Origin of the sequence: Mesorhizobium sp. M0207 (genome assembly GCF_040321995.1) — a bacterium.
Taxonomy (GTDB): Bacteria; Pseudomonadota; Alphaproteobacteria; order Rhizobiales; family Rhizobiaceae; genus Mesorhizobium.
On record NZ_JAMYSQ010000022.1, the window covers coordinates 49,336 to 75,000 of the forward strand.

General features: G+C 62.1%; 25 protein-coding genes and 2 pseudogenes. 15 read left to right on the top strand and 12 right to left on the bottom strand.

All coding sequences use genetic code 11. The features are described 5' to 3' along the window. Positions 1-31 precede the first annotated feature (31 nt). From NKJ15_RS33035 to NKJ15_RS24800, 5 genes and pseudogenes are all read left to right on the top strand, one after another. Positions 32-128: pseudogene (locus NKJ15_RS33035) on the top strand (AAA family ATPase); the annotation flags it as partial. Between the two features lie 85 nt (positions 129-213). Further along, on the top strand, positions 214-552 hold the full coding sequence (locus tag NKJ15_RS24785) for an XdhC family protein (protein ID WP_352474017.1): 339 nt from the start codon (positions 214-216) through the stop codon (positions 550-552). Positions 553-558: 6 nt separating this feature from the next. Next, on the top strand, positions 559-1,263 hold the full coding sequence (locus NKJ15_RS24790) for an XdhC family protein (RefSeq protein WP_352614091.1): 705 nt from the start codon (positions 559-561) through the stop codon (positions 1,261-1,263). Then, positions 1,260-2,870, top strand: coding sequence for an NTP transferase domain-containing protein (locus NKJ15_RS24795; RefSeq protein ID WP_352818134.1), 1,611 nt, complete (start codon positions 1,260-1,262; stop codon positions 2,868-2,870). Before NKJ15_RS24790 ends, NKJ15_RS24795 begins: the two co-directional genes overlap by 4 nt. Positions 2,871-2,962: 92 nt before the next feature. Next, positions 2,963-3,820 (top strand): alpha/beta hydrolase, encoded by an 858-nt coding sequence (locus tag NKJ15_RS24800; RefSeq protein ID WP_352772732.1) that lies wholly within the window; start codon positions 2,963-2,965, stop codon positions 3,818-3,820. Here NKJ15_RS24800 and NKJ15_RS24805 read toward each other — a convergent pair. Then, positions 3,817-4,854: a DUF1176 domain-containing protein gene (locus NKJ15_RS24805; protein ID WP_352818137.1), complete on the bottom strand. Its 1,038-nt coding sequence runs from the start codon at positions 4,852-4,854 to the stop codon at positions 3,817-3,819. The two genes, NKJ15_RS24800 and NKJ15_RS24805, sit on opposite strands and share 4 nt — an antisense overlap. 123 nt (positions 4,855-4,977) lie before the next feature. On the opposite strand from NKJ15_RS24805, the gene NKJ15_RS24810 reads away from it, so the two are divergent. After that, entirely contained in the window at positions 4,978-5,484 is a 507-nt protein-coding gene (locus NKJ15_RS24810) for a DUF1993 domain-containing protein (protein WP_352766959.1), read from the top strand. Positions 5,485-5,529: 45 nt separating this feature from the next. On the opposite strand, the gene NKJ15_RS24815 is transcribed toward NKJ15_RS24810, so the two are convergent. Further along, positions 5,530-5,694 (bottom strand): hypothetical protein, encoded by a 165-nt coding sequence (locus NKJ15_RS24815; protein ID WP_023674744.1) that lies wholly within the window; start codon positions 5,692-5,694, stop codon positions 5,530-5,532. Positions 5,695-6,077: 383 nt separating this feature from the next. Between NKJ15_RS24815 and NKJ15_RS24820 the strand changes: the two genes are divergently transcribed. Together NKJ15_RS24820 and NKJ15_RS24825 are read left to right on the top strand one after the other, a co-directional pair. Beyond that, the gene (locus tag NKJ15_RS24820; protein WP_352818140.1) at positions 6,078-7,145 is read left to right on the top strand and encodes an aldo/keto reductase; all 1,068 of its coding nucleotides are present in this window, start codon (positions 6,078-6,080) and stop codon (positions 7,143-7,145) included. A 48-nt stretch (positions 7,146-7,193) separates the two neighbouring features. Next, a complete protein-coding gene (locus NKJ15_RS24825) occupies positions 7,194-8,459 on the top strand; it encodes a cysteine desulfurase-like protein (RefSeq protein ID WP_352818143.1) in 1,266 nt (421 codons plus the stop codon). Positions 8,460-8,477: 18 nt separating this feature from the next. On the opposite strand, the gene NKJ15_RS24830 is transcribed toward NKJ15_RS24825, so the two are convergent. The 5 genes from NKJ15_RS24830 to NKJ15_RS24850 are packed head-to-tail and all read right to left on the bottom strand — an operon-like array spanning position 8,478 to position 13,977. Further along, a complete protein-coding gene (locus NKJ15_RS24830) occupies positions 8,478-9,509 on the bottom strand; it encodes a histone deacetylase family protein (protein ID WP_352474026.1) in 1,032 nt (343 codons plus the stop codon). After that, the gene (locus NKJ15_RS24835; protein ID WP_352766785.1) at positions 9,506-10,018 is read right to left on the bottom strand and encodes a GNAT family N-acetyltransferase; all 513 of its coding nucleotides are present in this window, start codon (positions 10,016-10,018) and stop codon (positions 9,506-9,508) included. The genes NKJ15_RS24830 and NKJ15_RS24835 overlap by 4 nt, the downstream gene beginning before the upstream one ends. Positions 10,019-10,027: 9 nt before the next feature. Then, on the bottom strand, positions 10,028-10,957 hold the full coding sequence (gene kce, locus NKJ15_RS24840; RefSeq protein WP_352501605.1) for a 3,5-dioxohexanoate:acetyl-CoA acetone transferase: 930 nt from the start codon (positions 10,955-10,957) through the stop codon (positions 10,028-10,030). 10 nt (positions 10,958-10,967) lie between these two features. Further along, positions 10,968-12,335, bottom strand: coding sequence for an aminotransferase family protein (locus tag NKJ15_RS24845; RefSeq protein ID WP_352818147.1), 1,368 nt, complete (start codon positions 12,333-12,335; stop codon positions 10,968-10,970). Between the two features lies 1 nt (position 12,336). Then, positions 12,337-13,977, bottom strand: a complete 1,641-nt coding sequence (locus NKJ15_RS24850; protein WP_352818150.1) for a N,N-dimethylformamidase beta subunit family domain-containing protein — start codon at positions 13,975-13,977, stop codon at positions 12,337-12,339. A gap of 156 nt (positions 13,978-14,133) precedes the next feature. Here NKJ15_RS24850 and NKJ15_RS24855 point away from each other — a divergent pair, with 156 nt between their 5' ends. From NKJ15_RS24855 to NKJ15_RS24875, 5 genes are all read left to right on the top strand, one after another. Next, positions 14,134-14,382 carry a ParB N-terminal domain-containing protein gene (locus NKJ15_RS24855; protein ID WP_023674751.1) on the top strand — a complete coding sequence of 83 codons (249 nt, stop codon included), beginning with the start codon at positions 14,134-14,136 and terminating at the stop codon, positions 14,380-14,382. Positions 14,383-14,503: 121 nt separating this feature from the next. Beyond that, positions 14,504-14,989, top strand: coding sequence for an SRPBCC family protein (locus NKJ15_RS24860; RefSeq protein ID WP_352620675.1), 486 nt, complete (start codon positions 14,504-14,506; stop codon positions 14,987-14,989). A 24-nt stretch (positions 14,990-15,013) separates the two neighbouring features. Then, positions 15,014-15,970, top strand: a complete 957-nt coding sequence (locus tag NKJ15_RS24865) for an alpha/beta fold hydrolase (RefSeq protein WP_352818153.1) — start codon at positions 15,014-15,016, stop codon at positions 15,968-15,970. Positions 15,971-16,166: 196 nt separating this feature from the next. After that, a complete protein-coding gene (locus NKJ15_RS24870; RefSeq protein ID WP_352474034.1) occupies positions 16,167-16,565 on the top strand; it encodes a GFA family protein in 399 nt (132 codons plus the stop codon). Between the two features lie 118 nt (positions 16,566-16,683). Continuing rightward, complete coding sequence (locus NKJ15_RS24875) at positions 16,684-16,896, top strand: hypothetical protein (protein ID WP_023717422.1); 213 nt, start codon at positions 16,684-16,686, stop codon at positions 16,894-16,896. Between the two features lie 13 nt (positions 16,897-16,909). Here the strand turns inward: NKJ15_RS24875 and NKJ15_RS24880 are convergent, their stop codons facing one another. Further along, complete coding sequence (locus NKJ15_RS24880; protein ID WP_352818156.1) at positions 16,910-17,824, bottom strand: hypothetical protein; 915 nt, start codon at positions 17,822-17,824, stop codon at positions 16,910-16,912. Positions 17,825-18,083: 259 nt separating this feature from the next. Here NKJ15_RS24880 and NKJ15_RS24885 point away from each other — a divergent pair, with 259 nt between their 5' ends. Both NKJ15_RS24885 and NKJ15_RS24890 read left to right on the top strand, forming a co-directional pair. Continuing rightward, a complete protein-coding gene (locus NKJ15_RS24885) occupies positions 18,084-19,103 on the top strand; it encodes a glycoside hydrolase family 25 protein (protein WP_352818159.1) in 1,020 nt (339 codons plus the stop codon). 107 nt (positions 19,104-19,210) lie between these two features. Next, positions 19,211-19,582, top strand: coding sequence for an endonuclease domain-containing protein (locus tag NKJ15_RS24890; protein ID WP_352818161.1), 372 nt, complete (start codon positions 19,211-19,213; stop codon positions 19,580-19,582). Positions 19,583-19,752: 170 nt separating this feature from the next. Here the strand turns inward: NKJ15_RS24890 and NKJ15_RS24895 are convergent. From NKJ15_RS24895 to NKJ15_RS24910, 4 genes and pseudogenes are all read right to left on the bottom strand, one after another. Continuing rightward, positions 19,753-19,960: pseudogene (locus NKJ15_RS24895) on the bottom strand (type II toxin-antitoxin system HicB family antitoxin). Between the two features lie 538 nt (positions 19,961-20,498). Beyond that, the gene (locus tag NKJ15_RS24900; RefSeq protein WP_352818163.1) at positions 20,499-21,125 is read right to left on the bottom strand and encodes an ImmA/IrrE family metallo-endopeptidase; all 627 of its coding nucleotides are present in this window, start codon (positions 21,123-21,125) and stop codon (positions 20,499-20,501) included. After that, positions 21,122-21,436, bottom strand: a complete 315-nt coding sequence (locus NKJ15_RS24905) for a hypothetical protein (protein WP_352724718.1) — start codon at positions 21,434-21,436, stop codon at positions 21,122-21,124. The genes NKJ15_RS24900 and NKJ15_RS24905 overlap by 4 nt, the downstream gene beginning before the upstream one ends. 145 nt (positions 21,437-21,581) lie before the next feature. Then, positions 21,582-25,346 carry a vitamin B12-dependent ribonucleotide reductase gene (locus NKJ15_RS24910; RefSeq protein ID WP_352818167.1) on the bottom strand — a complete coding sequence of 1,255 codons (3,765 nt, stop codon included), beginning with the start codon at positions 25,344-25,346 and terminating at the stop codon, positions 21,582-21,584. Positions 25,347-25,665 lie beyond the last annotated feature (319 nt).

Here is a 25,665-nt window from a genome sequence, read left to right on the forward strand (position 1 = left end):
GCTTTCAGATGGCCGCGTCCGCGAAGACAGGATGACCGAGTTGAAAACCGCGTCCGGCGCCGCGGACGATCGATCTGTTGACCGGTGCGGACTATGTGGCGGACCGGTCGCTGGCAACCGTGCTGTTTTTTATGCGTTCGGTCGACGCGCGCCCGTGGATCGAGGCTGGCGTGAAGCGCGTCGCATCACCACATGTCTGCCAGGGAGAAAATCATGGAACGCAGTATCTATCTCGATGAGGCCCGCGACCCGCTGATCATCGCGGAGGGCTGGATGAAGGACGGCAAGGATGTCGCCATTGCCACCGTGGTCGAGACCTGGGGCTCGGCGCCGCGCCCGGTCGGTAGCCACCTGGTCATCGACGCCGAAGGCAATTTCCACGGCTCCGTCTCGGGCGGCTGCGTCGAAGGCGCCGTGGTCGCCGAGGCGGTCGATGTTATCGATAGCGGCAAGGCCAAAATGCTCGAATTCGGCGTCGCAGACGAGACCGCCTGGCAAGTCGGCCTGTCATGCGGCGGCCGCATCAAGGTCTATGTAGAAAGATTGGGTTGATCTCGAATGGATCCCTATGCGCTGAAGACACTCAACGCCGAACGCCGCGCCCGCCGCGCGGCAATCCTGGTCACCGATCTCGGCGACGGCCGCGACCGTGTCGTGCGCGAGGGCGACCGGGTAGCCGGCGAACTCGGGGCGGCCATCGCCAAGGCATTTCGCACGGGCAATTCCGGTTTGGTCGAAGCTGAGGGACGGACCTTCTTCCTCAACGCACATCTGCCGCAGCCGCGCCTGGTGGTGATCGGCGCCGTCCACATCAGCCAGGCGCTGGCACCGATGGCCAGGATCGCCGGCTATCCTGTCGAGATCATCGATCCGCGCACGGCCTTTGCCACGCCCGATCGTTTTCCCGATATCGCGCTGCATGCCGAATGGCCAGAGGATGTGCTGACGCCTCAGCCGCTCGATAGCTATACGGCGCTGGCTGCTCTCACCCACGATCCGAAGATCGACGATTTCGCGCTGAAGGCGGCGCTCGACGCCGGCTGCTTTTATGTCGGCGCGCTCGGCAGCCGCAAGACCCACGCCAAACGTGTGGAACGCCTGCTGGCTTCGGGAGCGACCGCCGACCAGATCGCCCGCATTCATGCCCCGATCGGCCTCGACATTGGGGCTGCCAGCCCGGCCGAGATCGCCGTCGCGGTGTTGGCGCAAGCGATCCACGCCTTTCGCTCCCGCGGCCTCGAATCCAAAGGCGCGGTCGCGTGAAATTTGGTCCCGTTGCGATCGATACGGCCGAAGGGGCAGTGCTTGCGCACGCCACCACGGTCGGAGAGCGCCGCTTCCGCAAGGCGCACAGGCTAAGCGCCAGGGATGTGTCCCTTTTGAAGGCCGCTGGCATTTCCGAGGTCGTAGCGGCGGTGTTGGCGCCCGATGATCTCAGCGAGGACGTCGCCGCCGAAAAGATCGCCGCATCCATGATCCATCGCAACATCGAGGCGAAGCCCGCCGCGACAGGTAGGGTCAACCTCCACGCGCAGGCTGCCGGCATGTTCACCGTCGACGCGGCGATGATCAACGCCATCAACGCCGTCGATCCGACGATCACCATCGCCACGCTCGCGCAGCATGCGCCGGTCGAAAAAGGTCAGATGGTAGCAACGGTGAAGATCATCCCATTTGCCGTCGCCTCCGCTTTGGTCGATGCCGTGGCAAGGATCTGCGCCGGCGGCGACATATTTGCGGTCAACGCCTATCACCCGGTGCGCGTCGGTGTCATCCAGACGGTGCTGCCCGGCATCAAACCCAGCGTGCTCGACAAGACGCTGCGCGTCACCGAAGCGCGCCTGGCGCGTTCGGGCGGCAGGCTGACGGCGGAGCGTCGAACCTCGCATGAAATTATCCCCGTCGCCGAGGCTGCGGCCTCGCTGATCCGCGACAACGATATGGTGGTTATCTTTGGCGCCTCGGCGATGGCCGATTTCGGCGACGTCGTTCCCGCTGCCATCGAAAAGGCAGGCGGCACTGTCATCCGCGCCGGCATGCCGGTCGATCCCGGCAATCTGCTGGTGCTAGGCACTCTAGGCGGCAAGCGCATCATCGGTGCGCCGGGCTGCGCCCGCAGTCCCAAGGAGAACGGCTTCGACTGGGTGCTTGACCGGCTGATCGCCGGTCTCGACGTGACCGCCAGGGATATTGCCGGCATGGGTGTCGGCGGGCTGTTGATGGAAATTCCGACGCGGCCGCAGCCGCGCGAGCCATTGCCGGCCAAAGCCGAACCAAAGGTCGAGATCGTGCTTCTGGCCGCCGGCCGCTCCAGCCGCATGGGCGGGCCGAACAAGCTCTTGGCGCTCTTCGACTGCAAGCCGCTGGTCCGTCGCACTGCCGAGCGCGCGGTCGGTTCGAAAGCCGCGGCCACCATCGTCGTCACTGGCCACCAGCGCGAGCGCGTGCGCGATGCACTGTCTGGCCTCGATGTGACCTTCGCCGACAATCCGGATTTCGGCGAGGGTCTGTCTTCGTCGCTGAAGGCCGGCATCGCCAAGATTTCCGGCGACGCCGCCGGCGCCATGATTGTCCTCGGCGATATGCCTGGCGTCGCCTCGGCCGACCTCGACAGGCTGATTGAGGCGTTCCGCAGGTCCGAAGGCCGATCGGTGGTGCGGGCCTCGCACGACGGGCGGCGCGGCAATCCGGTGCTGCTGCCGCGTTCGCTGTTTGCCGCGATCGCTCACCTCGAAGGCGATACCGGCGCCCGCCATCTGGTCGAGGCCGAAGGGCTCGATGTCATCGATGTCGAGATCGGCGAAGGGGCAGCCGTCGACGTCGACACGCGCGAGGCGCTGGAAGGCGCCGGCGGCGTGCTGCAGGATTGACAAACCGAAGCCGAAAAACGCATGGCTGAGGGATGGCCTTTCGTTCCTGCTTCCGGTTCCGCTTGCCTTCCTCCGGCCTCCCGGCCCTGCTGATGGCGATTCTTTTGTCGCTCTCTTGTGCCGCCTACGCCAACGCTCTCGAACTCAAACCCTTCAAGGACGATCTGTTCGCCTACCCGGGCACGCTCTCGTCCGAGAGCAACGGCGCCTATACGGTTGTCGATTATCGTGAGCTGCGCGACATCAACGCTCGTGACGAAGTGCCTGAGCGTCGTGTACACGCGCAATACACCGACACCGGCGTGCGTAAGGTGCAGCAGGATCTCTTGCTGCCGACCGATGCAGGCGATGTCCGCCACATTGCCGTCGGCAAGACCGGGGGCGCCAGCATCATCGTGCTTTATCTGCACGGGCAGGGCGGCAGCCGTAAGCAGGGCAGCGACGACTTCACCTTCGGCGGCAATTTCAACCGCATCAAGAACCTGATGGCCGGCAATGGCGGCCTCTATCTGTCGCCGGATTTTTCCGATTTCGGCGACACCGGTGCCACCCAGATCGCCGCGCTGATCAACCACTATGCCGAACAATCGCCGAGCGCAAAAATCTTCGTCGCCTGCGGCTCGATGGGCGGCTCAATATGCTGGAAGCTGGCCGCCCGCCATGACACCGGCGGGCGCATCGACGGGCTGCTGCTGCTCGGCTCGCTATGGGACGAGAGTTTCTTCTCAAGCCCCGCCTTCAAGCGTCGTGTGCCGGTCTTCTTCGGCCAGGGCAGCAAGGACCCGGTGTTTCCAATCGAGAAACAGGAAGCCTTCTTCCGATCGATTCTGGCCAAATCGAAAGCCTATCCGACCCGCTTCGTCCGCTTCGAGACCGGCACGCATGGCACCCCTATCCGCATGACCGACTGGCGCGGCACGCTCAATTGGATGTTGTCGAAGGCTCCCTAAGGCGCGGTATTGTAGTCGACGACCGTCTGCGGATTTTCCTCGCCGTCATAAGACGCGTCGACATCGTACTGGACCAGGGAAAAATCGCCGTTGCGAAACAGATAGGTCCCTGATGAAGAGGCATCGCCGATGCCACGCCATTTGTTGAAGCTGGTGATCGTCTTGGTCTCTTCGTCGTAATCGGAATTAGTTGCCCAGCCGGAGGTCTGGAAGCCAACTATGGTCATGCCCAGCAATTTGCCGTCGCTGTCATTGTTCTCGTAGCGGATGTCCATCTCAGGTTCGGCGAACTGCAATTGTCTCACGCCAAGCACGTCGTCGCTCATGTAATAGATCGAGTTTTCGTTGTAGGCCGCGGCCGAGCAGGCGAAATGGAAAAGCCGCGTTTCGCTTTCGGGATCACTGGCAGACGCATCCTTGCCCTTATAGTGGATCGAGAAAATGTCCGGCTCCTGCGCCAAAAGATCCTTGTCACACTGGTCGCCATAAGTCGCGGCAAACGCCTTTTTGGCTTGCTCAAGCGCTGCGTCCTTCTTCGGCGGCGGCGGTCCTTCGCCGCAGCTTGCCGGCACCGCATCCTCGAAATCGGCCTTTGAGGGTTTCAGCGCACCCTTATCGATGAAGATCGAGCGAAATGGCGGTTCCTGGATCGAGGCGTTGATCTGGCGCAGCGTATAGCAGCCGGCAAAGACATTTTCGCTGCCGTCCTTGGCCGTCGCCCGGATGGCGACCGGAACGCTATAGTAGATGCTGCCGGCAGCCCCGTCTTCGGATACGCCACCGGTTTTGACTTCGACCGTGTCCGTGCTGTCATAGCCTTTGACGAAGGAATTGAAATCCTTGGCCGGCTTGGTGTCGCCGAAATAATCCCAGGCGCGCGCGAATTCGTGCCGGCTGATGGCACTATAAAGTGACCGGATGACCGCTTCGGCATTCGACCTGTCATCGATATAAGGCGCGTCTGCGGCGAGCGCCGATTGGCCGGCAATGGCAAGAGACACAAAAGCGGTCGCTGCAAAAAGGGCGCGTCTCATCGGGAACCTCCACTCGATGAAAAATCCTATCATATCGATTGCGGCGACGTGGTGACGCTTGAACAATCGCCTGCGAAGGCGCTACCTCTCGCCCTCGGCAGTCGGGCCGCGTGGAGATTTCTTGTGACCATATCAATGTATGAAGCATCCGTGCCGGTATTTTCGGCGAGGCTGAAGGCACTAGCCAATGTGCTGAACATTGCCGAGCAAAATGCGGCTGATCGCAAGATTGATCCGCAGGTGTATCTGACGGCGAGGCTGGCGCCGGACATGTTTGCCCTGACCAGGCAGGTACAGATTGCCACCGATCACGCCAAAGGCGCCCCGTCACGGCTTGCGGGACGCGAGGTGCCAAAATACGAGGACAATGAGGCGAACTTCGCTGATCTGCAGGCCCGCCTTACCAAGACGCTCGATTATCTCGCGACATTTTCGGCGGCCGAATTCGATGGTTCAGATGACAGGATAGTCGAACTGCGGCTTGCGGGACGCGAGGTTTCGATGCCGGGGATGCAGTATCTACTGCATGCCGCCATGCCCAATTTCTATTTCCACCTGACCACCGCCTACGACATCCTGCGCCACAACGGCGTGCCATTGGGCAAGTCGATCTTCCTCGGATCGCGTTGAGATCCGCTCGGGAGATATCCGCCACGGCGGATATCTCACAGTTGTTTAGCGCAGGGACATTTCCCGGGCGATGCGCGGGAAATCGGCCGGCTTGACGCCGATATCGGCGCGATCGGCATTGCTCATCGAATGGAGCAGCGCCAGCGCCGCTCGATAGCGCAGCTGTTCCCGCGGACGCGGACGAGCGAACATTTCAGTGAAGAATCCCATGATTCAAGCCCTTATTGAACCTCCAAGGCGGTCAATATAAGCAGATCATGACGATTGTGCAGTGCAGCATTCGCATGGCAGCCATGCTGCCCTGATCTTTTTTGACATAATTCGGCTGGTCCGGCGAAACTTCTGCGGCGCTTTGACCGTAGGCGTCTATGCCGGCACTTGGCCGGTTTTTTCCTCGCCATTCCTGGCGAACTTCCGGACTGCATGAAAATGCAGTCCGGCTTTTTATTAGCCGCAGGGATAAACCCTGTCCGCCGGCGTCCCGGGAAAGTCGTCTGACCTTCCATCCGTGGGCTTGGAAGCGGGCGACGCTTTCCTGTATGCTATTGCGTCCTCCTCGCGCAGCCGCGCAAAATTCCCGCCGGAGAAACTCCATGCACAAACGCCGTCTCGGCCAGACCGATCTTTTCGTGTCGCAAATCTGCCTCGGATCGATGACCTGGGGCCAGCAGAACACCGAGGCGGACGGTCACGCCCAGATGGATCTGGCGTTTGCTCGCGGCGTCAATTTCATCGACACCGCCGAACTCTATCCGATCCCGCCCAAGGCGGAGACACAAGGCCGTACCGAGACATTCATCGGCAATTGGATGAAGGAGAAGCGCAATCGCGGCCAGATGATCATCGCCTCGAAGGTAGTTGGTCGCACCGCCAACACTTGGTTTCGGGGCGACCGCCCGTCTAAGCTGGTGCGCGCCGATATCTTCGACGCTATCGATAAGTCACTCGCCAGGCTCAACACCGATTACATCGACCTCTATCAGATCCATTGGCCGGAACGCGACGTGCCGTGGGGCGCCAATCCGAACCGCATCGGCGCCGTGCCGCGACGCTCCGATGCCGCCGGCGTGCCGGAGGGCGAGACGCCGATCGCCGAGACGCTTGCCGTGTTCGATGAACTGGTGAAGGCCGGCAAGATCCGCCATTTCGGCCTGTCGAACGAGAATTCCTGGGGCGTCATGCGTTTCATTGGCGAAGCCGACAAGGGCCTCGGTCCGCGCGTCGCCTCCGTGCAGAACGCCTATAATTTCGTCAACCGCACCTTCGAGGTGAACCTAGCCGAAGTCTGCGAGCGCGAGCAGGTGTCGCTGCTTGCCTATTCGCCGCTGGCGCAAGGCTATTTGACCGGCAAATACGATCATGGCGCGCGGCCGCAGGGCTCGCGCTCGCAGTTGTTCAACCGCGGCCAGCGCTACGAGACTCCGAATGCTGCCGACGTGCAGCTCGAATACAACCGGTTGGCGCGCACCTTCGGCATGGAGCCGGCGCTGTTTGCCAATGCCTATGTCTCGAACCGGCCCTTGGTCACCTCGAACATCATCGGCGCCACCACCATTTCGCAACTCGAAATGGCGCTCTCTTCCGCCGACGTGGTCTGGACCGAGGACATGCAGAAAGCCGTTGATGCGATCCACCAGCGCGTCGGCAATCCGTGCCCTTGATGCGTCGGGACGTGGTTGTCCGATCGTCATAAGGAGAGGGGAACAGCCGTGGACTTCCGGATCGACGCGGTGCGCGCGAAATTTCCGGCTTTGTCGCTGACCGACAAGGGCCGCCGGCGCATCTATCTCGACAATCCTGCCGGCACGCAGGTCCCGCAGGCGGTGGGGGACGCAGTATCGCGTTGCTTGCTGACCACGAATGCCAACCTCGGCGGCTTCTTCGACACCACCGTTGCAGCACAAGGCATCGGGGACGAGGCCCATCTGGCGATGGCGGATTTTCTCGGCGCTGCGAGCCCGCAGGAAATTATCATCGGTGCCAACATGACGACATTGACCTACCACATGTCGCGAACGCTCGGCCGCACGATGAAGCCCGGGGACGAGATCATCCTCACCCGCATGGACCATGAGGGCAACGTCTCGCCCTGGCTGCAACTGGCAGAAGACCTTGGCCTTGTCGTGCGCTGGCTGCCCTTCGACCAGCAGAGCTGGCAGATCGAAGAGGCGGCGCTCGCCGCGCTGCTTTCCGAGAGGACGCGGCTCGTCGCGCTCAACTACGCCAGCAATCTCACCGGGTCGATCAACCGGGTGAAGGCGTTGACCGGCATCGCCAGGCGGGCTGGTGCGTTGGTCTACGTCGATGCCGTCCAGTTCGCGCCGCATGGCCTGATCGACGTCCAAAACCTCGGCTGCGATTTCCTGATCTGCTCGGCTTACAAGTTCTTCGGCCCGCACATGGGGATTTTGTGGGGCAGGCTGGACGTTATCGATGCGCTTAAGCCGTATAAATGCCGTTGCTCGTCCAATGCCTTGCCGGAGCGCTTCGAGCTCGGCACGCCGCAGATTGAATTGATGGCCGGCCTGTCGGCAGCTGTCGATTATTTTGCCGAGTTGGGCGCGGCAGCCGGCGCGCAAGGATCGCGTCGGCTGAAAATCGCCAAGGCCTTCGAAGTTTCAATCGCTTACGAGAACCCGCTGACGCGACAACTGATCGATGGCTTGTCGGATATTGCCGGCCTGACCATCCACGGCATCACCGATCCGAAGCGGATCAATGAGCGCGTGCCGACGGTGTCGTTCACCGTCGAGGGCATCGTGCCGGAGACGATCGTGCGGCAGATGAATGCGGAAAACATCTTCCTGTGGTCCGGCCACAACTACGCCTGGGAGATCGTCCACCAGCTCGGCATTCCGGCCGAGCAGGGCGTGGTGCGCATCGGCATCGCTCATTACAACACTGCAGCCGAGATCGACGAGACGCTGGAGAGCGTGCACCGCGTTGTCGCCATGCTGCGGCAGGAACGATCCTGAGCGGCCCTCGCGGGCGGATCATCGCTTGTGGGTGCCGCCAAAACCGGTGAGGAAGGCGGTGAGATTGTCGCCGAGCTCGTCGCAGAGATAGCCGCCTTCCTGGACGATGACCGTTGGCAGGCCGAGCCCGGCGATCACCTCGCCAATGCGCGAAAAACCAGGCGTGCTCACCGACAGCCCGCCGAACGGATCACCTTCGAAGGCGTCTAGCCCCAGCGCCACCACAAGCGCATCGGGCGAGAAGGCCTTGATGCGCTGGAACGATGCCTCCAGCGCTTCGAGGAACGTTGTATCGCCGGATTTGCGCGGCAGCGGCAGGTTGAGATTGTAGCCGAGGCCGCGCCCTTCGCCGCGCTCGTCGCCATGGCCCCAGAAAAACGGGTAGAAGCGCACCGGGTCGGCATGCAGCGACACGGTGAGCACGTCCGGCCGGGCATAGAAGATGCCTTGCGTGCCGTTGCCGTGGTGGAGGTCGACATCGAGGATCGCCACCCGCGCCGCCTGTTTGCGCAGAACCTGTGCAGCGACGGCCGAATTGTTGACGAAGCAGAAGCCGCCGGCGACATCGGCAAAGGCGTGATGGCCGGGCGGCCGGCACAGCGCATAGGCGGCCGGCGCTCCAGACATCACCGCCTCGGCGGTTTCAACCGCGCTCCAGGCGCTCCAAAGCGCGCTCTGCCACGTCTCGCCGGAGATCGGGCAGGCGGTGTCGGCCATGTGATAGCCGGCCTGGCCGACCGCCGAGGCCGGATAGGAGCCGTTCCGCGCGATCGGATGGATATTGGGGATGACCTCGGCCGAGGCGCCCTCGATGCGCTGCCAGCGAGCGAAGATGTGCTGGAGAAAATCGAGATATTCCGGCGTATGCACCGCCGCAATCGGGCTGAGTCCGTGATCCCGCGGCCGTTCGATCGTGCAGCCGGCAGCCTTTGCGCCGGCCAACAATCGCTCGACCCGTTCCGGCCTTTCCGGATTGGGCTGCGGCGCGCCGCTCGAGAGGAACGCCTTCGGGTCATGGCGCTTCTGTTCTTCGGCATAGAAGGCTTTCATGTTGGCTCCTCCGGTGCATCGGCAAAGGCGAAAAAGGCGTCGCCGACGATCTTCTGCACCTGCTCGTAGCTGGACCAGGCAATGCCCAATCGTTCGTAAAAAGCCTTGGCGGTCTCGTTGTCGGTATCGACGGACAGCCTGAGATAGGCGCCGCCGCTCTTCCGGCATTGCGCCGCGACTCGGCGCAGCAGGCGTTCACCGATCCTGCGGCCACGAAAACGGTCCTCGACATAGAGGTCCTGCACATAGACGCCGGGCCGTCCCATCCATGTCGAGAAGATCGGGAAATACAGGCAAAGCCCGGCAAATTCGCCACCGATTTCGGCAATCAGGGTCGAGAAGGCAGGCTTTTCGCCAAAGCCATAGGTGCGGAGATCCTGAGCTGTCGAGGTGATCTCCTGATGTGCGCCGACATGCGCGCCGAGCCGCAGGAGCGCGGCGTGGATGGTTTCGACGTCCTCGACGGTCCCGGGCCGGATGACAATGTCTCTTGACGGTGGGTTGGTCACGGTCGCATCTCAGAACGCCACGCGGTCGCCGCCCTTGAGCGCCAGCATCTGCCGCGCCTCGGCCGGCGTCGCGACGTCCAGCGACAATCCGTCGAGCACGCCGCGGATGCGGCGCACCTGGTCGGCATTGGACTTGGCGAGCTGGCGCCCTTCGTAGAGGCTATCCTCCAGCCCGACGCGGACATTGCCGCCCATCGCCGCCGCAATCGAGATCATCGGCATCTGGTGGCGTCCGGCGGCCAGCACCGAAAACCGGTAGCTGTCGCCGAACAGTTTGTCGGCGATGCGCTTCATATGGATCAGGTTTTCTGGATCGGCGCCGATGCCGCCAAGAATGCCCAAAACAAACTGGATGAATAAAGGTCCGGACACCAGTCCACGATCGCGAAAATGCGCCAGCGAATAGAGATGGCCGACATCGTAGCACTCGAATTCGAAGCGCGTGCCGCAACCACGCCCGAGCTTCTCGAGCACCGTCTCCATGTCGGCAAAGGTGTTCTTGAAGATCGTGTCACGGGTAGCCTCGAGCAGCTTCGGCTCCCATTCGTGCTGCCATTCTCGCGGCCGCTCGAGCATCGGGAACAGCGCGAAATTCATCGAACCCATATTGAGCGAACACATTTCCGGCTCGGCCCTGAGCGGCGCGGCCAGCCGCTGGTCGAGCGTCATCAGCGACGATCCGCCGGTGGTGATGTTGATCACCGCATCGGTCGCCTGCTTGATGCGCGGCAGGAACTGCATGAACACCTCGGGGTCGGCGGTCGGCCGCCCATCCCTAGGGTCGCGGGCATGAAGATGCAGGATCGAAGCGCCGGCCTCGGCGGCGGCGATCGCGTCTGCGGCGATCTGGTCCGGCGTCACGGGCAGATGCGGCGACATCGACGGGGTGTGTACCGACCCGGTGATGGCGCAGGTGATGATGACTTTTCGCGACGCCATGGTTCGCCTCTCAGCCTTCGACCGGCAGGTCGAGCTCGCCGGCCAGCACCTCGAGCGAGTCGCCGATGATGGATGTGATCTCGCCGATCTGCGCGGCGGTGACGATCATCGGCGGCGCGACCATGAAATTGTCGCCGTCGACGCCGCCCTTGACCTTGCGTCCGTAGATGATCAGGCCGCGCTCATAGGCGAGGTCGAGCAGCCGCTGGGTGGCCTTCTTTGCAGGCTCGATCGGCCTCAGAGTGTCGGGATCCGCAAGCATCTCGGCACCGGTGAGCAGGCCCTTGCCACGGACGTCGGCGATGAATGGAAACCGCTTCGCCAATCGCTTCAACTCGTCCATCAAAAGCTCGCCCATGTCAGCCGCATTGGCGATCAGGCCGAGACGGTCCATTTCGCCGAGTACGGCGAGCCCGGCGGCGCAGGCGAGCGGGTTGCCGGCGTAGGTGTGGCCGTGCTGAAAGCCGCCCGACGCGAGCAATGGCTGCACCAGCCGCATCGGTGCCGCCAGCGCGCCGAGCGGCGCGTAGCCAGAGCCCAGCCCCTTCGACAGCGCGACGATGTCGGGCTTGCAGTTCCAGTGGTCGCCGCCGAGGAATTTTCCGGTGCGGCCGGCACCGCTCATCACTTCGTCATGGATGAGCAGGATGCCGTAGCGATCGCAGATCTCGCGGATGCGCGGATAGTAGCTGTCGGGCGCCACCAGTGCTGCCGTGGCAGCGCCGCCGACTGGCTCCATGATGAAGGCGAGCACGCTCTGCGGTCCCTCGGCGAGGATCTTTTCCTCCAGCATGTCGGCGTAGCGGATGCCGCGCTGTTCCATCGAAAGATTGTCGCGGTCGCGCCAGGCGATGGGCGCCGGCACGGTCGGCATCATCTGCATCATCGGCACAAATGTTTCGGACAGCGCATCGTCGCCGGTAACGGCGAGCGCGCCGAGCGTGCCGCCATGATAGGAGGGAAAGCGCGAGATCACCTTCCAACGGCTGGGCTGGCCGGTGGCGACCGCCCATTGCCGCGCCAGCTTGATGCAGGATTCGGTCGCTTCCGAGCCGCCGGAGACAAAGAAGATGCGGTCCATGCCTTCAGGGAGTTTGGCCGCCAGCTGCCGCGCGAGCTCCTCTGCCGGTTCGTTCTCGAAATGCAGACGGTAGGCGAAGGTGGCGCGGTCCATCTGCCTTTTCATCGCGTCGAGCACGTTGCGATTGGAGTGGCCGATATTGGCAACCATCGGACCGCTCGATCCGTCGATGAAGCGGCGGCCATCCTGCGTCCACATGTAGATGCCTTCGGCGCGGTCGATCATCGGCCGGCGCAGGCTGGATAGATAAAACAGATGCGAGGCTTCGCGAGTTTCCGGGGCAGGAGACTTCAACATGTCATGGCTTTCCAAGATAGCGGTCAAGGACATTTCTGGTGACGCGCTCGACCATCGCATCCTGCCTTAGCAGGCCGGCAACCCATTCGCAGCTTCCGGCGTGAAACACCTCGCCTTTGCCGCGCGGGAAATTGACGATCATGCCGTTGCCGCGTTTGACCTTGTCGAGGTTGGCATCGCTTGCCTCGCCGAACAGCGTCTCGGCGGTGAAGCGTCCGTCCTCGTCGCCGAGAAACTGGTCCTCGAACGCAATGTCGGTGCTTTCCTCGACCTGGCTCGCCATGCCGACGGCCAGCACTTGCAGCCCGTCCGGTGCACCGCTGTCGGGCTTGGGGTATGGCAGGCCGCCGCGGATCTCGAAATCGAGCCCATCGACCTCGTAGCCATAGACATGGCTGTCGGCGCCGAGCAGATCGCCATAGTAGATTCCGGTGCCGGCAAATGCCCAATGCTCCGGCCGGTAGACCGGAAAGCCGCGCACGCCGCGCGGCGCGCAGCCGCCCCAGCCGGCATAGACGCCTCTTGTCGCGTTGAGGCCGAAGGTCGCGGCACCCGGCCGGCCGATTTCCGGCGCTTCCCAGGAATTGGTGGCGCGCCTTATATCGCCGCCGCGATAGGCCGGGTCCTCGGCGCGAGCGCGGTATTTGTAGCAGACCTGCCGGCGGCCTTCGTCCTCCAGCCTGGTCTGCCACATGAAATTGCCGGCAAAGCGCGCCGCATGACCGCCGCGCTCGACATAGGTGTCGACCGCATCGCGCATTTCCCAGGTCCAATATTCGTCGTGGCCGACCAGGACGACGCAGTCATAGCCGTCGAGAATGTCGGGCGAAAAATGGAGATCGTGCTGGCTGGCGAGATCGACGGCGTAGCCGGCACGCTCGGCGAAGCGGAAGAAATGGCTGTCGTAGCTTGCCCAGCCGGCTGAGGCGTATTTCTTCGAATGGCCGGTGGCAAAGGCCCATTCCATGTGCGGATAGCGCGGCACGGTTTTCGGCGGCACCGCGACTTCGAGCGGCACGCGCGGCGCATCCCTGGGCAGCACGACGAAGCCGCGGCACCAAGGCCGCTGCGTCGACACCATTCGTGCATACTGGTCGCGGGCCGGCCCGGTGATGCCTTCGTAATGGTTGGAACCGCCCCATGTGTTGTAGGCGAGCCAGGTGCCGGTGGCCGCGACCTGCAGCACGCGGCCGGGTTTCTTGCCGGGCTGCGGCGAGACGATGAAAAGGTGATGACAGCGGATCGGCTTGCCGTCGCGAGCGTCCGCTTCAAGCGTGACGCGATAGGCGCCGGACGGCCAGTCGTCGCCGATGCGAAACTCGAACGACGCTTGCCAGCCGCAGCCTTCGACCGAACATTGATCCGGCGTATCTTGCCAGCGCGCCGCAATCCCGGTCCTTTCGAACATTGTCGTTTCCGCGCCGCCGTCGCGGATGATTGCGATGCCGAAACCGGCGGCCGTCGAACTGACATGCAGCGCCACCATCTCGCCGGGGCGATAGGAAAAACGGTCGCTGTAGCACCAGATTTCGCCGCGCCTGCCATCCATACCGGGCCATTCCCAGTAATGGCTGCGCACCGCCTGGCCTCGCTGCTCCGGCGTCAGTCCGAAATCGGGAAACTCGGTCGGCAGATGGTTCATGGACACCGCTAAGGTCGAAGGCCGCCATTTCGGCCATCCGCCGGCCAAGCGTCAATTGGAAACGATCGGGCCAGCCATTGCCCGGCGCTCCCCTTGGCCTTGCCTGACAAACAGACTATCTCACAAAGGGCGGCCTTGTCCGCCACGGGAGCCGACATGCTGAGAGTGCAAAAGGTCAGGGTCAACGATATCTACGTGCCGACGGCGCGCAAGAAGACGCTGCATCCCGAGACCGTCCGCCATCTGGCCGAGGACATTCTGGAAAACGGCATGAAGATGCCGATCCAGGTGCGCCATGACGGCAAGCGCCATATCCTCGTCGAAGGGTTGCATCGGCTGGAAGCGGCCAAGTGGCTCGGCGAGACCGAGATCGACGCCTATCTGGTGCAAGCCAAGCGCCACTGAAGCCACTTATTTCCGTCGTTCGAATCCCCTGTCCCGCGGATTTTTTCGCGGACGGTGTCGGCTTGCGTCTTGTCGGTTCGTCCTAGACACGGAAGCCAAAACCGACGTGTGAGGAAACATCATGACCACCAAGCTCGACATCGCCCCCAACTCCGATCGCGAGCTGGTTCTCGCCCGCATCATCGATGCGCCGCACGAGAACGTCTATCGCTGCTGGACCGAGCCAAAGCTGTTGACGCAATGGTTCTCGCCGAAGCCGTGGATGACGCCGCGCGCCGAAATGGATGTGCGGACCGGTGGCTCCACCCTTGTCGTCATGGCCGATCCCGACGGCAAGGAGTTCCCGAATCCAGGCATCTTCCTCGAAGTCGTACCGGGCAAAAAGCTCGTCTTCACCGATGCCTATACGAAGGCGTGGGAGCCGTCCGAAAAGCCGTTCATGACGGTCGTGCTGACCTTTGAGGACGAGGGCGAGGGTAAGACCCGCTACATTGCCCGCGTCGCGCATTGGTCGGTCGCCGACCGCGAACAGCACGAGAAAATGGGTTTTCACGAGGGCTGGGGCCAGTGCGCCGAACAGCTTGAGGAGGTCGCCAAGCGACTTTGATGCAAACGGGAGAGGGAGACTGACGTGTCCAGATCGGTATTTTTCGCCATATTCGCCTCGGCCGCCGCGCTATTTGCCGCGCCGGGCACCATCAACGCAGAGGAGGCCAAGCCCGCCATGACGACCGCAACCGCAACACTGCCGACGCCGGAAAAATCCGGCCTGCTGCCGATCAACGGCCTGAACTATTATTACGCCGTCTATGGCAAGGGCGAGCCGCTGCTTCTGCTGCATGGCGGTCTCGGCACGACCGACATGTTCGCGCCGATCCTGCCGAAGCTTACCGGGAACCGCACCGTGATCGGGGTCGACCTGCAGGGCCATGGCCGCACCGCGCTCGGCGACCGGCCGCTCAGCCTGGAGGCGATGGGCGACGACATGGCGGCGATCGTCAAGGCACTCGGCTACGCCAAGATCGACGTCATGGGTTATTCGCTGGGTGGCGGCGTCGCCTTCCGCATGGCCGTGCAGCATCCCGAAACGGTGCGCCGCCTAGTGCTGGTCTCGACCGGCTACGCCGCGGACGGCTTCTACGCCGAAATGCGTGGCCAGCAGGCACAAGTCGGCGCGGCGATGGCCGACATGATGACGGACACGCCGATGTACAAATCCTATGTCGCGGTCGCGCCGCATCCGGAGGATTTTCCGAAACTGCTCGACCAGCTCGGCGCCTATATGCGCAAGGACTACGACTATTCCGCCGACGTGCCGAAGCTGAAAATGCCGGTCATGCTGGTGTTCGGCGACAGCGACATGTACCGGCCCGAGCACGAGATCAAGTTCTACCAGATGCTTGGCGGCGGGTTGAAGGACGCCGGCTGGATGCGCGAGAACCTGTCGCAAAACCGCCTGGCGATCCTGCCGAACCGCACCCACTACGACGTGTTCTTCGCGCCGGAACTGACAGCTGCCACGCTGCCGTTCCTCAATGGCGAGACCAAGGTCAAGACCTGGAATGAGGTCGTCAACGAAACGAACTGACGCCCAGTCAATTGTCTGCCGGCCGTCTTCCGCGAGATGGCCGGCATTTCGCCCATGGGGCCTTGGCCCGGCGCATCGGCCAATCGTGTATTGGCCGCATCACAGCTATAGATGGCGCCATCAAAGCTTTTCAATTGACGCTGCCACGCCTATCGATAGGTATGCCGCCTATCCTCACAGGGCAGGGATGCGGGTAATGGCAAGATATCAGGGCGGGTGTTTGTGCGGCGCGGTGCGCTACCGTGCCGAGGCGGCACCGATCAATGAGCGCGTCTGCCATTGCCGGCTGTGCCAGAAGGCACTGGGTGCCGCCTTCAACGCGCGCGTGCTGTTCCGCATCGACGATGTGACGGTCGACGGACCGCTGGCGACGGTGAATTCCTCGCCCGATCTCAAGCGCGGCTTTTGTCCCCGCTGCGGCACGACGATGTTTTCCCGACGCGATTCCGCCGGTATCATCGGCATCACCACCGGCTCGCTCGATGATCCCTCGGTGTTCAGGCCTGAGATGCATATCTGGACCGCCTCGAAGCAGCCCTGGGTGCAGATTGATGACGGCCTGCCGCACTATGAAGGCGCGCCACCTCCGGCTTGAGGTCAAATCTGGACAAAATTTAATCCGAAGCGACACGAGATAGCCGGCAAAGCGTCATTGGCGGGCCATCATTGCTGCCTATCTATTGCGTGCGGGCGGCAGTCGAGGAGGCGACGGAATGAACGACAGCATCAACACCCTGGACGAGCTCTTGAGCGATCCGATGATCAAGCTGGTGATGGAGCGCGACCGCGTGCAGCCGGCAGAACTTCGTACGCTGCTCGAGGAAAAGGTCCGCCGGGCGGACGATGATGTGGCGGTCAACGATCGTTTTGTACCGCCGGCCCACCTGATGGCCACGACCTGCCACAAGCTGTGGCTGTGCGGCTAGGGTCTTGAAACGGTCAGCCGGAATTTGCCGGCAAATAGCTGTAATGGCTGCGGAAATAGGCAAGCTTGAAGCCGAGGCGTGCATAGTTGCGGTAGGCCGGCCCGTCGCGTTCGGACTGCGGCGCCTCGATGTCGGCCACGAACAGTTTTGCACCGCCCGCAAGTCCGTCGCGCACCATCGCTTCGCCGAGCATTGCATCGAGGTCGAAGCTCGGCGCCATGATGCCGGGAACCGGCGCGTCGATGCCGCTCCAGGCCATGCCGTCGGCACCGATGAACATCGAGCGCACCGCCGCCACCGCGCCGTCCCGCCGCAGCATGTAATGCTGCCAGCCGCGTCGGCCGGCCAGCGCCAGCAACCACGGTGAGGTCGGCAACCGATATTGGCTGTCGATGAACCCGGCCCATTCCCTTGCCGTTGCCGGCGTCACCCGCTCGACCGAGACGTTCTCAGTCGGGAAAAGCGGCTCCGCTGGCAATGGGGCGGCGTCGCGAAAGATGCGTTCCCAGCCGCCCTGACGCTGCAAGCCGCGCGCCTCGAGCCAGCAGCTGAGCGTCGCCGGCTCGGTATGTGGATTGGTGTAGAACCAGGGCCGCAGAATGCCGGCGTCGCGATAATGCGCCAGAAGCGCGTCGAGCCGGCTCTCGGTGGCTGCGCTATCGACACCGAGATTCTTGACGCAGTTGAAATGGATGAACGGGATCGTCGTGCAGGTGGTCCAGACGAGATCGCCATCTTCGGCGATGGCAAGGCCTTGCCTTGCGGCAAAGTCTGCCGGGGCGGCGCGATAGAGGTCGAGCCAGGCATCGACCTCGGCGCGTTCGATGACGCGGCTGAGCTCGCCAGATATCTCGTCGATCCCGATGGCGGGCGAGTGTGGCTCGGGCGGGGCTACGGGCTGCAATTCTGACAAGGCGGCGGGCTGCATGACTTCCTCCCAAGTATGGCCTTACACCGTAAGATTAGTGGAGACTAATCTCATGCCGTGAGTTGTCAAGCGGGATTGCGAGGCAGCCAGGTGGCCGAACGCCGGGGGATAGCGCACCTCCGTCCGGGCCAACGTCCCGATGCAAAGCCCTAACAATTCGATTCAAACTTTGTTGGTAGTTTCTTGTTAGGAATCCAGCTTGGTTTGTCCGGCGGCGTTGTCCTGCCTACGGTCTGTTGTGTTTTGCGTACAGGTCCAGATGCGGTTATCAGGCGTCGTCATCTTCTCGGTCGCAGCGCTGTGCCTTGCCGGCTGCACGTCGACCTCCGGCGTCGATGCGCTGCAAGTGCCGTCCAGTGAGACCACCAGCTCGGTTGTGCGGCCACCCGCGCCGGTGGCATCCGTGGCGAAAACTGATGCTGCGCCAGCCTTCGCGGAACAGGAGCAGGACGAACAACAGGTCGCGATGGACGTACCCGACCAAAGCATCGATCCGCCGGCCGAGGTGATCGCGCTGATGGCGCCGCCGAAGCGGCTGACACGCGCAGCACCGGCGATGCTTGCCGAGCCGGTCACGCGCTATGGTTTTCGCGACGCCAAGCCGATCAATTTCGGTAAATCCTCCTCGCCGAGGCGCCTTGCCGTCCACGGCGTCGACGTTTCGCGCTGGCAGGGCAATGTGAACTGGCAAAAGCTGCGCGCCCAGGGCGCAAACTTCGCCTACATCAAGGCGACCGACGGCGGCGATCATCTCGACCCGATGTTTACCAGGAACTGGCGTAGTGCCGAAGCCGCCGGCCTCAAGCGCGGCGCGTACCACTTCTTCTATTGGTGCCGCACCGCCGGCGAGCAGGCCGACTGGTTCATCCGCAATGTGCCGAGGGTCGAGGGCGCGCTGCCGCCGGTGATCGACGTCGAGTGGAACGGCGAATCCAGCTGCAAGCGCCGCCCGTCGCGGCAAAAGGTGCTGGAGAAGATGCAGGTGTTCATGGACAAGCTCGAGCGCTACTACGGCCAGCGCCCAATCATCTACACCGCGCCTGACTTCTACCGTGACAATCTCAGGGGCGCCTTCCCAGATTATCCATTCTGGCTGCGCGCCGTGGCGGCGCACCCATCAAAGGTCTATCCCGACCGCAAATGGCTGTTCTGGCAATATTCCGGCTCCGGCCTGTCGCACGGGGTAAGGGGTCGCATAGACCTCAACGTCTTCCACGGCGATGAGAAGGCGTGGCGCGACTGGGTTGGTGGAAGGCAGATGGTGGCCGAGGCGGAGTAGCGGCAGCTCTTGCCTTCTCCCACAAGGGGAGAAGGGATAGCGCTCGGTTTTCCACACTTGGTCTCAAATTCCTTGGACGTCATGCCCAGATTGGATACCCTCGTCCCATGCCGCACCAGCCCGTCGCGCCGACCAAGCGTCGTTTCGCCCGCTCTATGCGACGCGAGCCGACCGAGGCGGAAGACCGCCTGTGGCATGAGCTGCGCGGACGCACGCTCGACAGCATCAAATTCCGGCGTCAGGTCCCGGTCGGCCGGTTCATCGCCGATTTCGTTTGCGCCGAGGGCAGGCTGATTGTCGAGATCGACGGCAGCCAGCACGCGGATTCGGGCTATGATCGGGAGCGGGATGCCGAATTGAAGGCGAGGGGCTTTCGCGTGCTGCGCTTCTGGAACGATGACGTGCTGCGGGATCTGAACGCCGTCTGCGATACCATCATCGCCTACGCACGGGACGAGAGTTTGCAGCCTTGGCGGTAGCGCGCTCTTCCCTTCTCCCCCTGTGGGAGAAGGTGGCTCGGCGCGGAGCGCCGAGACGGTTGAGGGGTGTTGGACGGAGCGCCGCCGGTGCCAAGCTGGAGCACCCCTCATCCGACCTCGCTTCGCGAGGCCACCTTCTCCCACAAGGGTAGAAGGGGAGATCGCACCTTCTACGCCTCTACATATCCCGCCAGGCTGACAGCTTTGGGCACATCCAGCCCATCGGCCCGCAGGCCTTCGATATGAAAGCGTATTGCGTCACGAATTTCGGCTTCAACCTCAGGCACCGTCCGCACCGGTGGCGATGCAGCCGGGCAGATCCGGCACATAGGCGGAAAAATTGTTTCCGGCTTTTTCAATCACCACCGCGTATCGCATGTCATCGCTCCTTCAGACCGGACTGCTTGAGGATGCTGTTCAGTGTTCCTGGCGCAACCTCTTCAGACGGGCTTGGCGGTGATGGCGCGAAGCGCCAAGACGGATGAGGGTGTAGGACGAAGTGCCCCTCTATGCCAAGCTGGAACACCCCTTGCTCATCCGTCTCGGCGCTGCGCGCCGATCCACCTTCTCCCACTAGGGGAGAAGGGACTCGATATACGCAGCGGCTTATTTTTTCCTGGACGGCTCGTTTCTCGTGTCACCGTATCCGGGCTTCGGAACTCGCTCAACGGTCGTAGTGCTAGGCCGGCGTTCGGCCTCTTTCACTGGCACAAAATGACCAGATTTGGAGTCCCTGCCTACGTCGAAGGTTTTACGCTCTTTGTCTGACATTGCATTTTCTCATAGGTGTGATGCGCCAAAGCTACCTCGACTCCGAGAATGATATTCCCCTATAATAACCTTGCTACAGGAGAGGGAAATCAAACCTCTTCGCCCCGCGTGGGCTTCGGCTTCTTCGCGGTATCCAAAGCCGGCCTTAACGAGCCGGCTTTGGTGTTTCTTCAGCCTTGGTTTGCAGCAGTCCGATTGCCGCTTTGACCTGATGCGGAACTATGATTGGCTCTGAAATCCCAAGGGTTTTGAGGCGGTTCTCGGCAGCTTTCCGACTGACTGCGAAGAACGTCACAATTTCCGAGATGTCGGTGAAATCGCGAACTAGAGTCTCCGGCATGAGAAAAGCGGCCGCAAACGCGTTAGCTTGCCACTCTGCGCTCGCGTACGCAGGTAACTCCTTCATTTGAGAGTATCGTTTGGGAGCTCGATCCAGAGGAACGGCAGACTTGTGAAGGACCAAATGCCCCAGCTCGTGCGCAGCCGTCCACCTGCCACGGCCCTCGAAGTCCGCTGCAGCTTGATATGTTATTGCTGACAAGACAATGCGAGGCGGATCAAATTCGGTATATCCTTCTGCATCGTCCATAAGATGATCGTCTTTCACGACAAGTGCGAAATCGCCAAAAAGCCGTGGCATTTCATTTTCAAGGACACTAGCCATATCAGGGGCTTGGCAAGTCGTTCCTATGTGCAGTGCTTGGCGCCATGCCGCTGCTAGTATCTCAATATCAGCGCGGCTCTTGGCGGACACGCAATAGTCGTGGCTCATCTTTCGTCTCCTGGAAGTTCCGCATCAAGTTTTCGAATCTCGTCTGGAGACATCTTGTTGATCTTCCTAAACAATCTTCTAGCGAGAGCGGCGCGTTCTTTGTTGATCGGTGTAAATCGAATAACGTTTATTCGAGCATCAGCGAGAGCTTGTAAGTGCTTTCTTGTAATCACGTCCAATTTCAGCCAATTTCCAAAGTTTTCAACGTACCCTTCTGGAACCTGTTTTCCTCCAGTCTCAACAGCTGAGATAAAAGAAGGCGAGCACTTGATCTCCTTTGCTTGATCAATCATCCGCAGCTTTCGTGCCATTCTGATTTCCCGGCATGCGGACCCAAACGCCGTCAGAGTTTTTTCCGCCATTTTGATTCCCTTTCTTTTTTCACCTGCAGGTGAAACGCTCCCTCGAAAAAAAACCTCACTGCCGCAGATCCGCTGCAGTGAGGCGCTGTTGGTCTCAGCTACACCCGCTCGTAGCCCCACAAGTATCGCACTTCTCACAAGTCCCGTTCCGCACCATCGTGAAGTTATGGCATTCCGAGCATTCGTTGCCGGTGTAGCCCTGCATCAATGATTGCTGGCGCCGGTTGGCGGCGAGCGCTTTGGCTTCGGCTGCTTCTTTCGCGGCCTCGTCGGTGAACAGCTCCGTCGGGTCGGAGGCTTCCGCGTAGACGATGTCCTCGACCAGTTCCCTGGCGCGCTCCTCGTAGTCGCGCTTGTAGGCGATGGCTTCGTCGCTGGCCGGCTTCAGCGTCAGCACGTTGGAGCCGGAGAAGGCGGTCGGGGCGGTCCGGGCTGGAGTTCCGGAGCCGGAACCCGCAAAGCCTTTCGGCTCGGCGCCCATGCCCGACACCAGCTTGACCGGCGAGGCGCCGCGGGTCAGGCCCTTGGAGAAGGGCGTTGCCTTGCCTTCGTTGATGCCGCGCCCGAGCGCAGTCTTGTCGAAGTCCGACTGGTCGACATGGGCGAGGTCGTGGCGGCCGAGATAGGAGACGGCCAGTTCGCGGAAGACATAGTCGAGGATCGACGTGGCGTTCTTGATGGCGTCATTGCCTTGCACCATGCCAGCCGGCTCGAATTTGGTGAAGGTGAAGGCCTCGACATATTCGTCGAGCGGCACGCCATATTGCAGGCCGAGCGAGATGGCGATGGCGAAGTTGTTCATCATCGCCCGGAAGGCGGCACCTTCCTTGTGCATATCGATGAAGATCTCGCCGAGGCGGCCGTCATCGAATTCGCCGGTCCTGAGATAGACCTTGTGGCCGCCGACGACCGCCTTCTGGGTATAGCCCTTGCGGCGGTTCGGCAGTTTCTCGCGGTCGCGGTAGAGACGCTCGACGACGCGCTCGACGATCTTCTCGGTCACCTGCACGGCGCGCTGCGCGGCCGGCGCCGCGATCAGCTGCTCGATGGCTTCGTCCTCGTCGTCTTCGACGTCGGCAAGCAACGAGGCGTTGAGCGGCTGCGACAGCTTTGAGCCGTCGCGATAGAGCGCGTTGGCCTTGAGCGCCAGCTTCCACGACAGCATGTAGGCGCCCTTGGCATCTTCCACCGTTGCGTCGTTCGGCATGTTGATGGTCTTGGAAATGGCGCCGGAAATGAAGGGCTGTGCCGCCGCCATCATCATGATGTGGCTGTTGATCGACAGCGAGCGCTTGCCGATCTTGCCGCACGGGCTGGCGCAGTCGAACACCGGCAGGTGTTCGGCCTTCAGGAACGGCGCGCCTTCCAGCGTCATCGCCCCGCAGACATGGATGTTGGCGGCCTCGATGTCTTTCTTCGAGAACCCCAGCGCCGGCAGCATCTCGAACGAGAAATCGTTGAGCTGCTCATCGGTGAAGCCGAACGTCTCCTTCACCCAGTCGGCACCCAGCGTCCACTGGTTGAAGACGAACTTGATATCGAAGGCCGACTTCAGCGCCGCATTGAGCGCTGCGATCTTTTCGTCGGTAAAGCCTTTTGCCTTGAGCGAGCCGGGGTTGATGCCCGGCGCCTGGTTGAGATTGCCGTGGCCAACCGCATAGGCCTCGATCTCGGCGATCTGGGCCTCGGAATAGCCGAGCGTACGCAGCGCTTCGGGCACCGCGCGGTTGATGATCTTGAAATAACCGCCGCCGGCCAGCTTCTTGAATTTTACCAGCGCGAAGTCGGGCTCGATGCCGGTGGTATCGCAATCCATCACCAGGCCGATCGTGCCGGTCGGCGCGATCACCGTTGCCTGCGCGTTGCGGTAGCCATGCTCCTCGCCGAGCTCGATGGCGCGGTCCCAGGCGGCCTTGGCATGTTCGGCAAGCTCCTGCTGCTTGAGATCCGAGGCGACCAGTGGCACCGGGTTGACGGCAAGCTTCTCATAGCCGTCTCTTTCGCCATAGGCCGCGCGGCGGTGGTTGCGCATGACGCGCAGCATGTTCTGCGCGTTGCGGTCGTAGTCGGGGAAGGCGCCGAGCTCGGCGGCCATTTCGGCCGAAGTGGCATAGGCCGTGCCGGTCATGATCGCGGTGAGGGCGGCGCAGATGGCGCGGCCCTCGTCGGAATCATAGGGAATGCCGGAGGTCATCAGCAGGCCGCCAATATTGGCGTAGCCGAGGCCGAGCGTGCGGTACTCGTAGGAAAGCTTGGCGATCTCCTTCGAGGGGAACTGCGCCATCATGACGGAGATTTCCAGCACCATGGTCCACAGCCGCACCGTGTGCTCGTAGGCTGATATGTCGATGGTGCCGTCGGTGTTGCGATAGGGCAGAAGGTTGATCGAGGCCAGGTTGCAGGCGGTGTCGTCGAGGAACATGTATTCCGAGCACGGGTTGGACGCCCGGATCGCACCGGCCGAGGCGCAGGTGTGCCAGTCGTTCATCGTCGTGTTGAAATGCAGGCCCGGATCGGCCGATGCCCAGGCGGCATAGCCGATCTTTTCCCAGAGATCGCGCGCCTTCAGTGTCTTCAGCACCTTGCCGTCCTTGCGGGCGGTGAGATGCCAGTCGCCGTCCTGCTCGACGGCGCGCAGGAAATCGTCCTTCAGCGACACCGAATTGTTGGAATTCTGGCCGGAAACGGTGAGATAGGCGTCCGAATCCCAGTCGGTGTCGTAGGTCTTGAACGACATCGAGGTGTAGCCCTGCCTGGCGAACTGGATGACGCGGTAGATGTAGTTCTCCGGCACCGCGTCCTTCTTGGCCGCCTTGATCTCGCGCTTCAGCGCGGTGTTGACCGCCGGGTCGAAGCAATCGTCGCCATTGCCTTCGCAGTTGATGCAGGCCTTCATGATCGCTTCGAGATGCTTCTTGACGATCTTCGAGCCGGTGACCAGCGAGGCGACCTTCTGCTCCTCATTGACCTTCCAGTCGATGAATTCCTCGATATCGGGATGATCGGCGTCGACGATGACCATTTTCGCGGCGCGGCGTGTCGTGCCGCCCGACTTGATGGCGCCCGCGGCGCGGTCGCCGATCTTGAGGAAGCTCATCAGCCCCGACGAACGACCGCCGCCCGACAGCTTTTCGCCTTCACCGCGCAGGAACGAGAAGTTGGAGCCGGTGCCGGAGCCATATTTGAACAGGCGCGCCTCACGCACCCACAAATCCATGATGCCGCCTTCATTGACGAGGTCGTCCTGCACGCCCTGGATGAAGCAGGCATGCGGCTGCGGATGCTCGTAGGAAGACTTCGACTTGGTCAGCTTGCCGGTGAACGGGTCGACATAGAAATGGCCCTGGCTCGGGCCGTCGATGCCATAGGCCCAGTGCAGGCCGGTGTTGAACCATTGCGGCGAGTTCGGCGCGACGCGCTGGGTGGCCAGCATATAGGCGAGCTCGTCGCGGAAGGCGCGCGCGTCTTCCTCCGACTTGAAGTAGCCGCCCTTCCAGCCCCAATAGGTCCAGGTACCGGCAAGCCGGTCGAAGACCTGGCGGGCGTCGGTCTCGGAACCGTAGCGCTCGGCTTCCGGCAGCTTGGCCAGTTCAGCCTCGTCGGCGACGGAGCGCCACAGGAAGGAGGGGACTTGCGTCTCTTCGACCTTCTTCAGCCGTGCCGGGACGCCAGCCTTGCGGAAATATTTCTGCGCCAGGATATCGGCGGCAACCTGGGAGAACTGAGCCGGCACGTCGATGTTGTCCAAGCGGAACACCACCGAACCATCCGGATTCTTGATCTCCGAAAGCGCCTTGCGGAATTCGATCTCCGAATAGGCAGATTGTCCTGGCTTGGTGAAACGACGCTCGATGCGCATTGGTCCGGTCCCTTTTGTCTACATATAGCGCTTTTCCCAGAGGATTTCTGCCCTCCTGACGAAACGCGCATGTCCGCCATCTGCCGGCGTTCGAAAACCGCCGGCTCTCATCGTCACAGTCTCCGCCGCCCTGCCGGTCGAACCTCTTGCGAGGCCGCTGTCCAACGCGCTCACGGACCCTGTGGGTCCCTCAAAACTGAAAACTTTTTGTAACGCCCTCGATCGAGGGAAATTCACATTATCTAGCGTCGAACCTACCTGCAAACACTAAATATAGTATTAACAGACAATTTATTCAAGTCCGACAATCCTCCCCTTT

Coding starts and splice junctions, on each gene's coding strand:
- NKJ15_RS24785 (WP_352474017.1), top strand. CDS start 214: ATGGAACGCAGTATCTATCTCGATGAGGCCCGCGACCCGCTGATCATC.
- NKJ15_RS24790 (WP_352614091.1), top strand. CDS start 559: ATGGATCCCTATGCGCTGAAGACACTCAACGCCGAACGCCGCGCCCGC.
- NKJ15_RS24800 (WP_352772732.1), top strand. CDS start 2,963: ATGGCGATTCTTTTGTCGCTCTCTTGTGCCGCCTACGCCAACGCTCTC.
- NKJ15_RS24805 (WP_352818137.1), bottom strand. CDS start 4,854: ATGAGACGCGCCCTTTTTGCAGCGACCGCTTTTGTGTCTCTTGCCATT.
- NKJ15_RS24815 (WP_023674744.1), bottom strand. CDS start 5,694: ATGGGATTCTTCACTGAAATGTTCGCTCGTCCGCGTCCGCGGGAACAG.
- NKJ15_RS24820 (WP_352818140.1), top strand. CDS start 6,078: ATGCACAAACGCCGTCTCGGCCAGACCGATCTTTTCGTGTCGCAAATC.
- NKJ15_RS24830 (WP_352474026.1), bottom strand. CDS start 9,509: ATGAAAGCCTTCTATGCCGAAGAACAGAAGCGCCATGACCCGAAGGCG.
- kce (WP_352501605.1), bottom strand. CDS start 10,957: ATGGCGTCGCGAAAAGTCATCATCACCTGCGCCATCACCGGGTCGGTA.
- NKJ15_RS24845 (WP_352818147.1), bottom strand. CDS start 12,335: ATGTTGAAGTCTCCTGCCCCGGAAACTCGCGAAGCCTCGCATCTGTTT.
- NKJ15_RS24850 (WP_352818150.1), bottom strand. CDS start 13,977: ATGAACCATCTGCCGACCGAGTTTCCCGATTTCGGACTGACGCCGGAG.
- NKJ15_RS24855 (WP_023674751.1), top strand. CDS start 14,134: ATGCTGAGAGTGCAAAAGGTCAGGGTCAACGATATCTACGTGCCGACG.
- NKJ15_RS24860 (WP_352620675.1), top strand. CDS start 14,504: ATGACCACCAAGCTCGACATCGCCCCCAACTCCGATCGCGAGCTGGTT.
- NKJ15_RS24870 (WP_352474034.1), top strand. CDS start 16,167: ATGGCAAGATATCAGGGCGGGTGTTTGTGCGGCGCGGTGCGCTACCGT.
- NKJ15_RS24875 (WP_023717422.1), top strand. CDS start 16,684: ATGAACGACAGCATCAACACCCTGGACGAGCTCTTGAGCGATCCGATG.
- NKJ15_RS24880 (WP_352818156.1), bottom strand. CDS start 17,824: ATGCAGCCCGCCGCCTTGTCAGAATTGCAGCCCGTAGCCCCGCCCGAG.
- NKJ15_RS24885 (WP_352818159.1), top strand. CDS start 18,084: ATGCGGTTATCAGGCGTCGTCATCTTCTCGGTCGCAGCGCTGTGCCTT.
- NKJ15_RS24890 (WP_352818161.1), top strand. CDS start 19,211: ATGCCGCACCAGCCCGTCGCGCCGACCAAGCGTCGTTTCGCCCGCTCT.
- NKJ15_RS24900 (WP_352818163.1), bottom strand. CDS start 21,125: ATGAGCCACGACTATTGCGTGTCCGCCAAGAGCCGCGCTGATATTGAG.
- NKJ15_RS24905 (WP_352724718.1), bottom strand. CDS start 21,436: ATGGCACGAAAGCTGCGGATGATTGATCAAGCAAAGGAGATCAAGTGC.
- NKJ15_RS24910 (WP_352818167.1), bottom strand. CDS start 25,346: ATGCGCATCGAGCGTCGTTTCACCAAGCCAGGACAATCTGCCTATTCG.